Origin of the sequence: Paenibacillus sp. VTT E-133291, assembly GCF_002264395.1 — a bacterium.
Classification (GTDB): Bacteria; Bacillota; Bacilli; order Paenibacillales; family Paenibacillaceae; genus Paenibacillus_AQ; species Paenibacillus_AQ nitricinens.
The window spans coordinates 78,265-92,056 of the sequence record NZ_NFVA01000009.1 but is presented as its reverse complement, the minus strand read 5'-3'; the positions used below and the strand labels follow the sequence as shown (position 1 = coordinate 92,056).

The following is a 13,792-nucleotide window of genomic DNA, read 5'->3' as shown; positions in this document are numbered from 1 at the left end:
ACGTTTCTAAGCTGGACCCCATTTTTCGCTAAGATATCCTTGCTAGTTGAGTATGGCAGACTATTTTTCATCAATCCAATGAGCTTTTCAATGACTGCTTGCATAACAAATCTCTCCTTTTAGATAAGCAAAACGGACAGACTATGGCTGCCCGTAGCAACTTTATTTAGTTACACGCTTTTTGCATGTTCATCCAATGTGGTGCCGTATACATGTTGAATGCATACCGGATTACGAGTAGCTAAAAAAGGTCTCATTAGATTTTTTCTGACCCGCTTTCTCTCCTCTTCCAGGCGTTTCTCTCTAGCTTCATTCTCCAATTTTTCTTTTGTTCTTTTATCTGCTCGCTCAGCACTTCGTCTCAAAATTTCTTTTAAAAAGATTCGTGTTATACCGCTTGCCTGCTGCTTCTCATTTCTTTTGAATTGATCAATGGGATGAATGGAGGAACGATCAATTTCTCCCACCACTTGAACCCATGCACGATCTATATCCTCTAAAGTCCAGTTCAATTTACTGTACCAAATTGAATCACTTTCATATTTAAAGACATATATATTCTCGTTACTGTCCGGGTGAACTGGATAGCCAAGATTATGTAGACCATGGAGTTCAATTACAGATTGGTCACAGAAATACAAATCGAATTGTAGGTTAGACATACTAAGCCTCGCTTTCTATCAGATGGTTGAACCATATGACCGTGTATTTGATTACAGCAGCTACACAATTAAATTGGAATGAGCTGTCTGATTAGTAGAAGAAATAAAATCACCAAACTCTTTCTCCTTCAACCATTGAAATTTCCGAAAAAATGCATGGTTCGTCACTTTGTATACTTCTACTCTTTGAATATACTCAGAATTCAGCACTAGATCCTTTACCAATTCCATAACTCGGTTACCTAGCCCAATCCCTTTTTCTTTCACCTTAATTTGAGAAATGTATAAACACTTATTTTCAACTTCAGCGTCCATGTACACACGATTCCCATCTGGAAGGAGCAAGTCAAAACCGCGTCCTCCAAATAAAGAGTTGTCCTCATTAAACCAAGTTGATTCAGTAAATTCACTGATACGGCGATAGCCTATAGATCCAATTCGAATGGCTAGATCAGATTCAAATTGGCGCATTCCAATTGCATGATTATCTTGTATGGAGTGGTAGTAAGCAAATGGACCTAATTCCTTGTATTGAGAATAAGCTTCATTCCAAAGAGCCAGATTCTTATTAGTGGAACCCAATTGCGATAACATTCTGCTCTCTTTGAACAGCTGCTGATTCCGTCTCAACTCTTCGAGATTTCCCGCCACTTGATTTGCGAAATCATGAGCTGTAGCATTTAAGATAAGACGTTCCTTCGTGCTCATACAGCATTCACCAGGATTGTTTTTTGAAATCTCGGCTAATTTACCACAAAGGCAATTAGCGTTAATACAGGCACAGTTTTTCGTCATTTTCATCCCATCTTTCTCGACTTTTTTGTATATAAAAAAAGAAACGCTCATTTGCTGGACTCAGCAAAAAAAGCGTTTCTTGTATTCTAAAGTAGAATTTTTTTATTTTTCTTGAATAATCCCAGTCGTAACAGTTTGAACAGAACATAGTAAAGTGAAGTAATAAAAAATACTGGCACCTGACTGCATTCATTTTCCGTGTCTTCTTGAAACCTAATCAAGGTCAAGTTCACACGTGCTCTTTCCCTTCCATCAATCGTCCGCCAAATAAGTCCTTATGGTCCACATCATGAGTTCATGTACTAGACACTGACTTATTCCAAGGAAAGAAGCAAATAAAGAATATACTTATATATTAGCCTATATTATTGAAACGCTCAACATATAAAAAAAACCCGGAAGGTCCGGGCTCTTATATGAGGATTTTCTAGGCTTTTTATCATGCTAATGCCAATTGCTCTCGACTTTCTGTATCTAAATCGTCTTCTAATTCTGTTTCCTCATGCTGCTCTCGTTGTAGCCGGTAGCTCTTTTCAACCTTAAACCATTCATCTTCCTTTAGTGCGAATAATTGCAGATTACCAGGAACCCAGCGATAAAAATACACATCATATTCACTGTTTTTCTCCTGATCAGTACGTACTAAAGAAACATACGAATTCTCCTCGACTTGAAAACGATCAAGCAGACGATAAGGATTTTGGTTCCCATCTTCATCTTGCAGAATGATTACGTCTCCCAATTCCAACTTTTCTTTGAGTTCTTCACCACTGATCTCAGCTGGCTGAGGAAGGGTAATTGCTTCCAATGTCAGATACTCATTAATAGCCAAGATGAGTTCTATCGGTTTCTTCTCTAAAATATCTACATTATACTTTTCAGCATATATTAGTGCCTCTTCATAGCTATCCACTAAACCTACCATTTTCATTATTTATTCCTCCAATTGTTTTTTTATTTTATTCAACATTTATCGTTGTCTTCCGCAAGGATACCGAAATTATGAATACTTTTGAAATTTAACTCTTCGGATCTGGTTAGCACGCTTACTATTAAAGAACCGTCGTTACTCCACAAATCGTCTTCAATGTTATAGCATCTGCGTAATGCCGATAGTAGATCTGGAACGTCAATTATTTTCTTGGCTCCGAAATCCTCTATATTGTGCATTTCATTCGTTTAATCTCTCTCCTATTTGGGTCTCGTTGATTTCTGGTAAGGGAAGGGTCGACTCTACAAACTCCGCTACTGTTAATTCTCCATCGAATGAATACGACCAGAATTTTTCTATACGATTATCTTTTATAATCCAAGCTACTACATAGCCGTCTTCAGTAAACCGTTCTTTAACTCCGTCATTCCAGAGGCCATTTTCGGCAAGATAACTATCGATGATTGAAACAACCGAGTTACGGAAGAATTGATAGTTCTCGAAGTACGAAGCTTCATCGCAAATCATACCGTCATTTACGAATTGCAAAAGAAATTGTTCATTGTCATGTTCTTTGGTAGTCATAGTTTTACTCCCCTTTATAGATTTAGTTAGAAGACAAGTTCGAGTTGTCCATGCTGATTTAAAGAAATGGGAATAGAGTATCTCATCTTTTGATAATCTTTTTCTTTATAAGATGAATTTTCAATCTTATTTCTTCGCACCTTGTAGAACATTGCGGCTAACCGGTTAGCTATCGAAGCTATGACTCTACAATCAACGGATTGGCCTAACATCTCATACTGGCGTATCTTCCCGATATAGTCAGGAATCTCAAACCATGCTGGTACGGATAGGATGCGTAGAATCTCATTTATAGAGAAAAATCGAAAGTAATTTCTATCTTCTGATAGCAGGTAGCTAGAGGAAGCAGATTGAGCTGTATACCGTTTTGGAATACACTGAATTTCCGTTGCCATTTCATCTACAAACGTCTTAGCTAAACCTCTTTCACTCCAACTGTTTCCTTTTTCTGCTTTGCTGGTGAAGCTCTGCATCCACTTTTCAAGAGGCTTCCATTCATGTGGGGTTCCTTTACGATCGAGGTATTCACGTACTTTTTTTCTAATAGTACGTTTTGGGGGACTAGGGAATTGAAAATGAAGAAAATCTTCTTCACTCTTTACAGCTAAAGCATAAACTCGTTTACGCCGAGCAAGGGAACCAAAATCAGCTGCTTCAATTCGCTGCTCCTGCCAGAATGGATAATCGTTCATAAGAAGATTTTTAATATCTTGATATTCCTCCGATTCATAAAACTGAGGAACATTTTCGAAGAAAACTGCCCTACATTCTGTTGCTCTTATAAGCTCCGATGTCGCAAAGGCCAAATTTCTAAAAACTGCACCTTCACCATCACCTATAAGACTATGCTTGTCACATGGCAGCGTTACAATTGCTACATCTGCCTTTGCGACTGTCGAACAGTCCCTTAAGTCACCGTTAAAAACAAAACTGGACTTAAAGTTATGCCTATATACAGATGAGCTGTCTTCTTCAAGCTCAATTGCCCCAACGGATGTGAAATAGCCCGTCTCCTGAAAGGCAGCTGTTACAACTCCCATTCCGCTACAGATCGTAAAAGTGGTAATCCGTTCATCATCCGGTTTTACTAATACTTCTTTATCAAAAGAGTTATATCTTAGAGGTCGAATAATGACTTTGCTCATCTCACCTTCACGGTAAACACAAATTTCTGCTTTTTGGCTTACATCAATAATCGAACGATAACTATCTTTAGCAGTGTCTACGATCGGACGTAACTTACCTGACGTTTCGTTCTTTTTTCCGGTCACATGAACTACATGATCATCGTCAGAAATAGGAGCATTCTGAATAATGATTTGTTGTTGTTCGACGTCCAAACTGATGTAAAGTGGTTGGCCAATCTGAAAGCCGGCTGCCTCCGATACGGTTTCATATAGCCATATTCGCGGCCGGTTCCTTCCCTTTTTTGAAACAGTGTATACTTTTTTGAATGTTAGTGACATATTGTCCCAACTCCCTTCGACAAATAAAAAGCCCATAAGCACTCCGTAGAGTTACTTATGGGCTCTATATAAAAAAAGGCAAACCATTGGTTTGCGTTTTTTCTATAACGTATTTAATTTTATGTTCTCTCTTGAAAATAGACTGTAATTCAGATCAATAGTCTGGGGCCAGATAGATTACTTCCTTGCCATTGACTTACTGAAATACACTAGCAATTTCGACTACTGTAAATAATATCTTTACGGTCGTATAAGCTCTTCCTTAACCATACCCGTTTTCACGGTCCGCTGTCTGATTAATTGCCTGCCATCATCATATTTAAATGTACATGGCTTTTTATCTGACTAGGTTAGGATAAATAATGGATATAGTATTATTGTACTCGATTATATACAAAACTTCAAAAGTTTTTCAGAATATTGAAGTACCTTACCAAGCTTAAAGTCGTCTTGTTATTCTGACTGAGAGTGTTTATTTATAGCTTTTAAACGGAGTGAATTTTCTCTCGCTCTATTCGTTTTACTGCTCTGTCCTACACCGATATAACTTACTTCATTTTCAGAAAGTATAAATTGGTCTGAATCACCTAACCGGATCTCTTTTTCGGTTTCGACAATCAAATTCTTTTTTTCTGCATCCAATTCAACATCAGCTATTAAATTTGTAGTACTCATAATCCTTCTCAGATTAGAAAATGTGATTTCTTTCTTCTCCACAATAATGATCTTGTTTTCGTGAGGATGCAGATAAACATCAACTAGGGCATTATTTGACCCCACCTCCTTCAAAAGATCTGCAGCTGGGATAGTTACTTTTTTTCTCACTATTTAGCCTCCAATTTGTATGCCAATAAAAACCTACTTTATGTATCGACATAGCCTGTTCTAATCTTTAGATAGATGTTTATATAGAATATCGCCGGGCGAGCTTAAAGATCTCCGGATACTGGTAAAGTTCCGTGATGAGAGGATCATCATCATATGTCAGTACAATATCAGCTCCAGGCATTCCGTGATAAAGAGATTCTAATAACACATTTAACCGGATATGGTCTCTTTTATCGTAGTAATGCAAATACAGATCTTTACCTGCCTTTACATAGGGCGGATCAATATAAAGTGTCGTTCGATTTTCCCAATAGGCTTCTTCAATGACTTCACAGGCATCGTCATTAGTAATCGTGATGTTTTTGCTCATTTGGTGAATAAACTTAATTCTTTCGATTAAGTTAAGTGGATTCCAGCGAGATAACAAAGAATTCTGATCCCCGTTACGCCCACCAAGTGGATTAGCCTTATATATACCTGAAAAGGCAAGCCGGTTCACTACCAATAAAGAAAGAGCAGCTCCGAACAAATCTTGGTCTTTGTATTTATCCTTAATTATTTTTCGGGCTTCAAAAAATTTATCATGAGTGGGTGTGAAATTTGCTATCCAATGAATTAATGGATGAGGATTGTTTTTAATCAGATAAAACAAAGAATATACACCGAAATCATAGTCATTCAGGTGTAATTCTTTCACCATTCCGGCAGCTAGCAAAGCTAATTCTACACTTCCTCCACCTGTATAAGGGGATACTAAACGCTTCGTATGCTTTTGTACAATTAATTCTGAAAGTGATGCTATTACCTTTCCTTTAGAACCGGGGTACCGAAGCAAGCTTAGTTGAGATCTGAATTTATGTTTAAGTGGTGGCGGCCGATGAGTTTGCGTCTTTTTTTCCTCCATTACTAATATAAAACGATGAACATTATCTGTATTATTTAGGTAAGTATATCCGTCGCAATAAACGCACCAATAACCCTTATGTTGAGCATCCATCTCCAACTCAGATTCGTCTTGTTCAGCGGAGCAAAACCTACAAAGATACATTAGAGTCACCTACTTGATTTATTTTCTTATACGTGAAATCTTAACACGCGATTTATAAAAGAAAACGAGCACAGTTAATGTTTAGTTAACTGTGCCCTTAGTTATTTTTAGTTTGCAAAAGCCCTGCCGTAATTATTTGTTATCATATGTGCCGGTTTTTAATTGTTCATAGCAAGGGATACAAACTTGTCCATCAAAATCTTCTCCATTTACGATTCCTTCAAATTCTTCAGTTTCATTTATATGAAACCGATGCCCGCAGGCATCACATTTACAAGTAACATGTATTACTACTGATCCTAAACCTAATTTATCAGTCATTGTATTGAAGATGGAACGAGCTGTTTCCTCCGGATAATAGTTTGAATACACCCGAAAAAAACCACTCCATAGAAGCTGAAGATTATTTTTTATATTTTTCGTACCAATCGCTCTTATGATATGTTTTAAGGTTCTTTCATCAGTACTAACCATCAGTACTCCTAGTCCCTCAAATAAAAAATCCTTATGATTTACATCAAAGATTCCAGATTCATCGATACTGATTTCATTCATAAGATCATATGACTCTGAACCAGGTTCCCCCTCACTTACTAAACTCGTGCCTGCACAGAGATCACATTGTTCTCCGTCTACTTGGCCGTCTACACAGCCCTCTGCCTGACAAGTAACCAAAGAAGGCACAATATTAGAATCACTATCGCAGTCAACAAATATCTGAAGACCAGAAATTGTAGTATAGACCCTGTCTTCTCTTTCCTTAGAACAATCTTCACAGATATCTTCTAATAAAGTTCTAATCTCCAGCTCGCCTTGTTCGCCAGCTGCACAAGTGATAAAACCAACAACTAAAGATTGATTTCGATCAACTTGAAATGATATCAACTCTTCATCTTCAGGTAGCCACTCTAATGTTTTGAGTATTTGAGCTTTAGTAACACCACATTTGCTGCTAACCTTCCAACCAGCTGCATCAAAATTTTCATTTTTATATTCCATAAACCTCTCTCCTTTAACCTTCAGTCGGATTTGTTAAAAAAGCATAAATCGAATGAAGCAATAGTGCCTCAATAACTTAAATATCGATGAAATTTCGGCTACGAGCTTCCTTTAATAAATTTCGAATTCCTGTTTTTCGTGTCTCTTTTTCTAAACAATACCTAAGATCATCATCACTTAGTCGTTTAATAGCACTTCTAGCATTTTCGTCGTTACAGCTACAATGAAGGACCCATTTTATATTTTCGGACTCAGGAGCGGGTTCTGTCTGGCTTAAATTAGGTTTTGGCTGCACGCCTTGCTTTATTAATGGTTCTTGGGGAATAAGCAAGCATCTATCACCTACCCAATAGGGTATATCAGCCAAAATTGAGTAAAAGGCAGGTAATGATGATAGTTTTCTTGAAACCTTCTGGAGAAGAAGAACTCCTATTTCTGATGTTGGCACTACAATCACAGTGTATTTATCTCCGAACACATTAGTATGACAATCCAGTATATGAACTAACGAGTTTTTCCACATGAATGCATCAAAAAGAGTTCCATCGTTTCCTACTCGTATTTCATGATCGTAAGCAAGTTCATCTTGTAACAGGAAAGGAGTCAAAATTTGATGATTGAACCATTCCTGAAAGAAGTCATCATGACTCTCATTTCCTTTTTTATTTTTCTTAACAAACCAGCCTTGATCGATGATAAATGTTTGAGTATTACGATGAAAATACATATCCCAAAAGACCTTTTTCATCACGTTTCCAGATTCCTTAGTTCTAGGCAGCTGTGAAAGAAGACCATATAAATGAGTCTTTTGATCATAATGATTAGAGCGGTCTATCTCTTCACAAATAAGAGTAATTTGCTCGTCATTATAGCTTCTTGCAACTTCCGTTAAGTAGTTAATCATTCATTATCGACTCCTTAGATAAAATTCTTAGAATCATGAGAATCGTTTACGTATATAAGCGCCAATAAAAACAGCGGACTGATTTATTACTCAGTCCGCTGTTTGATGAAAATTTATTGATTCATAAATTTTGACTATCAGATTTGCGTAAATTGTTGATAATTTAAAATCTCATCACAAATTCCGATTAAAAATATTTAATTAAATTGGAAGTGTCACATCAGCACTAGCCTGAATGGTTCGTACTTTCACTTTGCTCTGAAGTGTAATATAGGACATATGATTGCTGATCCTATTTTCACTGAAGATTTCATTAAAAAAGGACACAACTTCAAGCGCTGCGAATTTGTTAGTAAGAAGGCGCTGAGGCTCGCTCACAACAATCTCTGAACATGCAGTTGCTGATGGCGCAATAGGATCATCGTCTTCCAGTACATCAGGAAAGACTTCAGCAACTGGAGGTAGTAAGGTCTCACCTTTCCATCTTACTCCACAGACAACCTGTCCTACCCATCCGGATTTCCGATAATTCTCTTCTTCTTGAGCAGTCCAATTCTCGCGACTACGTCCGTCTTGTGGCACTTTAGCTCCCTCGATTCCAACATCTAGATAGATGAGGTTATCTTCTGATTCGAAATAACGGTGCATCATTTGACGTGTGAAATTATTATCTACCGCGGAAATCAAGATCGGAATAAAGCTTCTTCGTCCGAGAGCAAGATAATCCCGATAAGAAAAGAGTTGACGTAACATCGTTTCATCTTGTACAAATTCTCTCGTATATGAACGAATAGGAATTTGATAGTGCCCAGAATAACGCTTAGCCAGCACTTCTGCCTTTTTGAACCCCACGTCTTTGGGAATAAATAATTGGTTGCCAAGATTCTTGGATTCTACCGTATCTGGATCAGCTATCGTGTAACATCCGGCCACATTAAAAATATTCATCATCTGGACGACCTGCTGCAGGATGTACGAACCATTTCCTCCAGACCCAAGCTGAACGATGTAGAAAAATGGGGGATACTCTGTAGGAAGTGAGATCACAGGACCTCCTCCTTTTGCGGAGTGTCCTGGATCGTTACTTTATTAAGAAGCCAAGAAAAGTCCTCGGAATATTTATTATCATAAGGCGATTCGAAAATCTCAGCTGGATTTACTCCAAAAAATTTCCCATCTACATGTATTCTACATGTGATATCTGGCATCAGGTTATTTACCGTCCCAACGATGACGTATAGGCAGCTGGCTGTCTCACTCTCATCGTCTTGTTTGGAGGGGTTAGCTTCCCAGTAATGATGTGAATGAATCTCCACTACTTTAACCCATTCCTCAATAGCTGGGATGATACTATCATCTTCAAGCGGAGTTACATTCTCTAAAGATGCTACTTGTTGTGGAAACACTAACAAGTATTCACGAGAATTATAATTCCAATAAATCTCCCCATATAGCTCGACGTGATATGTTTCAGCAAAGAATTTTGATGCGCTGATAAATCGGCAAAGGAAAGACCAGTCAATTTTTCTGGGAAGGGTGATTTTCACACCTTCTACAATTTGCCTTGTGTCAGGTACAATTTTTGCTTTTTGGCTAACAGAGAAAAACTCACTTTGACGAATATGATATACACATCCATCAGCGGACGGAATGTACATATTACGGCGGCCGTCCTTACTGGCCTCCTCCAAAGAAGCATAGATACCAGTGAATCTGGTTAATACAGCTCCCCGCTTTTTGGCATGGATAGTAGGTACCACAAGGTTGGGCCCTTTAAATAAGACCATCGTACAGTATTCCTCTTCGCTCATTTCACCACATTCATCCATCATTCGAAGTCGTAAATCATTGCCAGTAATTTTGCGCAACTTTCCCTCTTCTCCATCTTTGTCAACAATCCCCTCAGAAATTTCAGTAGCGCTAAAATATTCTGTAATGGGGGTCAGTGTGCCGTCATATTTAATGCGGGTTTCAGCATTAACTTCAAACGATTCTGATTTGTCCTGCTGTACAGCTTTTGCTGTCTTGATTGGTTTAGTAGTAGTTTTTGCTGGAACTTGTGGTTTTTCCAATCCTACTGGTTTTATTTCAGGAGCAAAGTCGAAAATATCCATCTGTGTTCTTTGATCTTGTGTCATTGTATTGTCCTCCTTGAATTTTTAAATCTATCATTTCGTAGTGTTCAGCATTTTTTTAGAAGCGCTTTAGAAATTTTTCGAATGTCATCCCTTCAGAGATAAGCCAGTCTTCAGGGAATTCTGAATGTTGCATTTTCGTGTACAACTCTCTCAGTTCCGTAATTCCGGAATCATTTCTTCCATCTCCAAAATAGCAATCCGAACTCGGTGAGCCGAAAAACATATTATGCAGCGTAGAACATTGACTGAGATTCTTGATATTAGGAAGGTTATTGTTACCCATACAAACACTTCCTCCGATCGTGACATTGGCATAGGGATACTTATAGAGCATTGTATCGCCTTTGATTTGCCGAGTGCCTTTAATCGAGAAAATGTTAATTTTATCAATATATCCTCCATTAGAGATTCTATAGGCGAAAATCATCCGTGGATGCCCTACTGCCTCCAAGAAGGTTTGATGATAGTACATATCCCAATTTTTCTTGGAGAGCTCACATACCACTAAGTGTTCGTCTTTGTCTTTTTTGTAAATATGCTTTATCCAGTTATTGTTCATAATCGGTGTCTCCACCCGAAGCTGGCTGTTTCTCTCTCGTCTAAATCCGACGATCTTCTTCGTTTCTTTTCTCATACCTATGACGGTTTGATCTCTTGCTTCATAAACTTCGGCATCCATCATAGTTTCAAAGAAATGACCAAAAGTCATTTCACTATTGAGTAATTCAGTCCCTTCGTTTGAAGAGACAAGGACATGTACATGAGTATCAGCTTTTTGGGCCTCATCCGACCAGGAGATTTGATAGTTGCTCATCTTCGATTTGCTCCTTTTTTTCTTTCTTTTTGGATATAGAAATCAGTTTTTCCGTCAATTCGGAAGCTGGCACCAATAATTCCAGGTAAAAGCTCATGTAATCCGGCCAGTCATCAAATCGAATGACCAGCACCTCTTCTTCTCTCCATAGAACAGAACATGCAGCTGCTGAATAATCATCGCCCATTTCTATGAAGCGGGAATATCTCTTTTCCACTTGTTCAAAGTTGAGTTGTTGTTTTATCCGGCAAAAATCTGGATTTTCAATAACAAAGTCAAAATTGTACATTCCACTTTCGTTTTGATTCTCAGAGTATTCAATCTCACTTCCTGGGAATAACAGATGAAGACACTCCTCAAAAATTGAAAAGGTCATTGTTTCCTCATGTTCATTGAATATTCCCCATTGTCCTAATTGACTGCCTGAGTACCCAAGATCATCCATGAGTTTCATCATTCGAAGATTATCAAAGGATGTTTTCAGGAGACGAATTCCCGAATCGTAGAACGTAGGCATAAGACACTTCCTTCCTTACTAATTGGTTAAATAAAATCATCAGTGGGACTGAATATTTTATTTTCTAACTTGAGAAGAACACCGCTTTTTTCAATTACATCTAAGAATTGATAAATGGGGTTGACCCAGTTCCTTTTAAATTTTCCAAGCTTATCTTGAATAAAATCATTTTCAGTCCCGTATGAATAATAATCATCATCTTCTTCTGAGAATAATGAATCAGCGATTTCAAAACAGTTTTGAACGTCTTGTAATGTAAAACTTTCAAAATTGATTTCAGCGGCGTCAGTATCACCATTAAAAAAAGCCTCAATAATGTAATAAACCCCTGCAGTCTGCAACATTGGAGGAGGTTGCTGTGCTTTTTCCATTAAGTTTTTTAGAAACCGTTGATGATTAAACTTTGGTCTATTGTCCATTAGAAAAATAGCCTCCTAACACTTTTTATTAAATGAAAAAGAGAAGGCTATGCCTTCTCCTTTACTTGAATCTTCATCACACCGTACGTCGGTACGGTAAAATTAATTGAAGATCTAATTTGTTGTTCTCAGGGTAAATGACAAATGGACTCATTTCCCCTGTTAAATGAATCTCAATCATTGTAGTATTGATCGCTTTTAGAGCTTTGAGAACGTAATCGGTGTTTAGTGACATCTTTAGTGCTTCACCTTCCTGATCCGCAATAAATATTTCTTCATGGACCTTTCCAATACCACTACTATCAGTTTCCAGAACAAGACTTCCACTTTCCTGAAGAGAAAGTAGCATGGTTGGGGTTTTTTCTTTCATGATGTTTACACGTTCCAGTGCATTTATCAATTCAACACGATGCGCTTTAAAGGTGGCCTTAGAATTTTCAATTGGCGGAACAATCCGTGATAAATCGGGATATACACCCTCAATCAAAGTTGCCTTATATTTCAACTGCTTACTCGTAACCATAAAAAAGTTATCCTGAAGGAACAACGAGTACTCTTCATCTTCATGAATAATCTTCGATAAAGCGTCGAATGCCTTGGCTGGAACATTACGGCCGTTGCCCAACTCTTCCTTGGTATCAACAGCTATAGCAGATCGTGCAAGTCGATGGCGATCCGTTGCATTAAACGTTAGGACTCCTTCAACGATATTCATATTAATGCCGTTCAAAACAGGAGTAGCTTCCGCTGTAGAGGCTGCAAATTTCGTATTGTTGATTAAAGCTACGAGTTCATTTCCCTTGATTGTAAGAATAGGCTTTCCCTTAAGCTTTGGCGTCTGGGGATACTCATCAGTTTCCATACCCATTAATTCGAATACTGATTTGATTTTTGTATCAACCGATGTAATTTTAATTTGGTTTCCGTTGTTTACACTAATTTTTACACCGGTACCAAGTTTCTTCACCATTTCTATTAAAATTGCTGGAATAAGCACAGAACCATTCTTCTCGATAGTAAGGACGCTTCCGCTTTCGTCGCTAATACTGTACTCCGTCATGAATTCACCGTTACAGGTGGTCAAAACGACGCTACTATCGGTTGTACAGACTTTGATCAAGTCAAGGACTGGTCTGGAGCTGTTGGACGGTAAGGTTTTTGATACTTTACTCAAAGCTTCGTTCAATTCTTTTGTTGCAATTGTAATTTGCATGGTTCATCGACCCCTTTGGATTTTTGTTTTTTTGAAAACTTAAAGGCATGCCAGCGATCACTCGCGTAATGCCTCTTTCGTTGTAACTTTGTTTTTACAGCTTCAATGTACTTCTTAAAGGTGTGCTGGATGCCAAGGAATTGAATGATTTCGGAGAAAGTAATGAAATAATACGTACGCCTTCTCCAATTCAAATCCAATCGAATCTGGGTCACATAGACCAATCTGCCACGATCCATGGACACTCCTTCATAACTAAGTTTATTCTTTGGGATGTCGTATTTGGCCGCACAAACGCTCATCATACAGTCGATTAAATACCAGTCGGTTCCAACCAGTTTATAAATCGCTTGAGCTTTCCGCTGAATGATCCAACTGGTTATTGTCTTCCACCAGATAACTAGGATTTCAAATCTTTTTTGTAACATAAGTGAGGACCATCCTTTCGACGGCTTTTGACTTTTTTGTTATAT

Annotated in this window: 16 protein-coding genes; all 16 read right to left on the bottom strand. The window is 38.0% G+C overall.

Features of this window, described 5'->3' with window-relative positions:
• Positions 1-170: 170 nt before the first annotated feature.
• The 16 genes from CA598_RS06465 to CA598_RS06385 all read right to left on the bottom strand — a co-directional run bounded on the left by CA598_RS06465 (position 171) and on the right by CA598_RS06385 (position 13,747).
• A complete protein-coding gene (locus CA598_RS06465; protein ID WP_094875983.1) occupies positions 171-662 on the bottom strand; it encodes a hypothetical protein in 492 nt (163 codons plus the stop codon).
• Between the two features lie 60 nt (positions 663-722).
• The gene (locus tag CA598_RS06460; RefSeq protein ID WP_094875982.1) at positions 723-1,370 is read right to left on the bottom strand and encodes a hypothetical protein; all 648 of its coding nucleotides are present in this window, start codon (positions 1,368-1,370) and stop codon (positions 723-725) included.
• A 526-nt stretch (positions 1,371-1,896) separates the two neighbouring features.
• Complete coding sequence (locus tag CA598_RS06455; protein WP_094875981.1) at positions 1,897-2,388, bottom strand: DUF1292 domain-containing protein; 492 nt, start codon at positions 2,386-2,388, stop codon at positions 1,897-1,899.
• Positions 2,389-2,628: 240 nt separating this feature from the next.
• On the bottom strand, positions 2,629-2,973 hold the full coding sequence (locus CA598_RS06445; RefSeq protein ID WP_094875979.1) for a hypothetical protein: 345 nt from the start codon (positions 2,971-2,973) through the stop codon (positions 2,629-2,631).
• Between the two features lie 26 nt (positions 2,974-2,999).
• Positions 3,000-4,439: a DNA cytosine methyltransferase gene (locus CA598_RS06440; protein ID WP_179283604.1), complete on the bottom strand. Its 1,440-nt coding sequence runs from the start codon at positions 4,437-4,439 to the stop codon at positions 3,000-3,002.
• Between the two features lie 453 nt (positions 4,440-4,892).
• Positions 4,893-5,264: a hypothetical protein gene (locus CA598_RS06435; RefSeq protein WP_094875977.1), complete on the bottom strand. Its 372-nt coding sequence runs from the start codon at positions 5,262-5,264 to the stop codon at positions 4,893-4,895.
• 79 nt (positions 5,265-5,343) lie between these two features.
• Complete coding sequence (locus tag CA598_RS06430) at positions 5,344-6,264, bottom strand: DNA adenine methylase (protein ID WP_256990376.1); 921 nt, start codon at positions 6,262-6,264, stop codon at positions 5,344-5,346.
• Positions 6,265-6,447: 183 nt separating this feature from the next.
• A complete protein-coding gene (locus tag CA598_RS06425) occupies positions 6,448-7,314 on the bottom strand; it encodes a hypothetical protein (RefSeq protein ID WP_094875975.1) in 867 nt (288 codons plus the stop codon).
• 76 nt (positions 7,315-7,390) lie between these two features.
• The gene (locus CA598_RS06420) at positions 7,391-8,218 is read right to left on the bottom strand and encodes a hypothetical protein (protein WP_094875974.1); all 828 of its coding nucleotides are present in this window, start codon (positions 8,216-8,218) and stop codon (positions 7,391-7,393) included.
• 201 nt (positions 8,219-8,419) lie between these two features.
• Positions 8,420-9,265, bottom strand: a complete 846-nt coding sequence (locus CA598_RS06415) for a ThiF family adenylyltransferase (RefSeq protein WP_094875973.1) — start codon at positions 9,263-9,265, stop codon at positions 8,420-8,422.
• Positions 9,262-10,356, bottom strand: coding sequence for a hypothetical protein (locus CA598_RS06410; RefSeq protein ID WP_094875972.1), 1,095 nt, complete (start codon positions 10,354-10,356; stop codon positions 9,262-9,264). Before CA598_RS06410 ends, CA598_RS06415 begins: the two co-directional genes overlap by 4 nt.
• A gap of 55 nt (positions 10,357-10,411) precedes the next feature.
• A complete protein-coding gene (locus tag CA598_RS06405) occupies positions 10,412-11,170 on the bottom strand; it encodes a hypothetical protein (protein ID WP_094875971.1) in 759 nt (252 codons plus the stop codon).
• Positions 11,139-11,615 carry a hypothetical protein gene (locus CA598_RS06400; protein ID WP_143812398.1) on the bottom strand — a complete coding sequence of 159 codons (477 nt, stop codon included), beginning with the start codon at positions 11,613-11,615 and terminating at the stop codon, positions 11,139-11,141. Before CA598_RS06400 ends, CA598_RS06405 begins: the two co-directional genes overlap by 32 nt.
• A 98-nt stretch (positions 11,616-11,713) precedes the next feature.
• Positions 11,714-12,106 carry a hypothetical protein gene (locus CA598_RS06395; protein ID WP_094875969.1) on the bottom strand — a complete coding sequence of 131 codons (393 nt, stop codon included), beginning with the start codon at positions 12,104-12,106 and terminating at the stop codon, positions 11,714-11,716.
• A 76-nt stretch (positions 12,107-12,182) separates the two neighbouring features.
• Positions 12,183-13,319, bottom strand: a complete 1,137-nt coding sequence (gene dnaN, locus CA598_RS06390) for a DNA polymerase III subunit beta (protein WP_094875968.1) — start codon at positions 13,317-13,319, stop codon at positions 12,183-12,185.
• Positions 13,289-13,747, bottom strand: a complete 459-nt coding sequence (locus CA598_RS06385) for a hypothetical protein (protein WP_094875967.1) — start codon at positions 13,745-13,747, stop codon at positions 13,289-13,291. Before CA598_RS06385 ends, dnaN begins: the two co-directional genes overlap by 31 nt.
• Between the last annotated feature and the right edge of the window lie 45 nt (positions 13,748-13,792).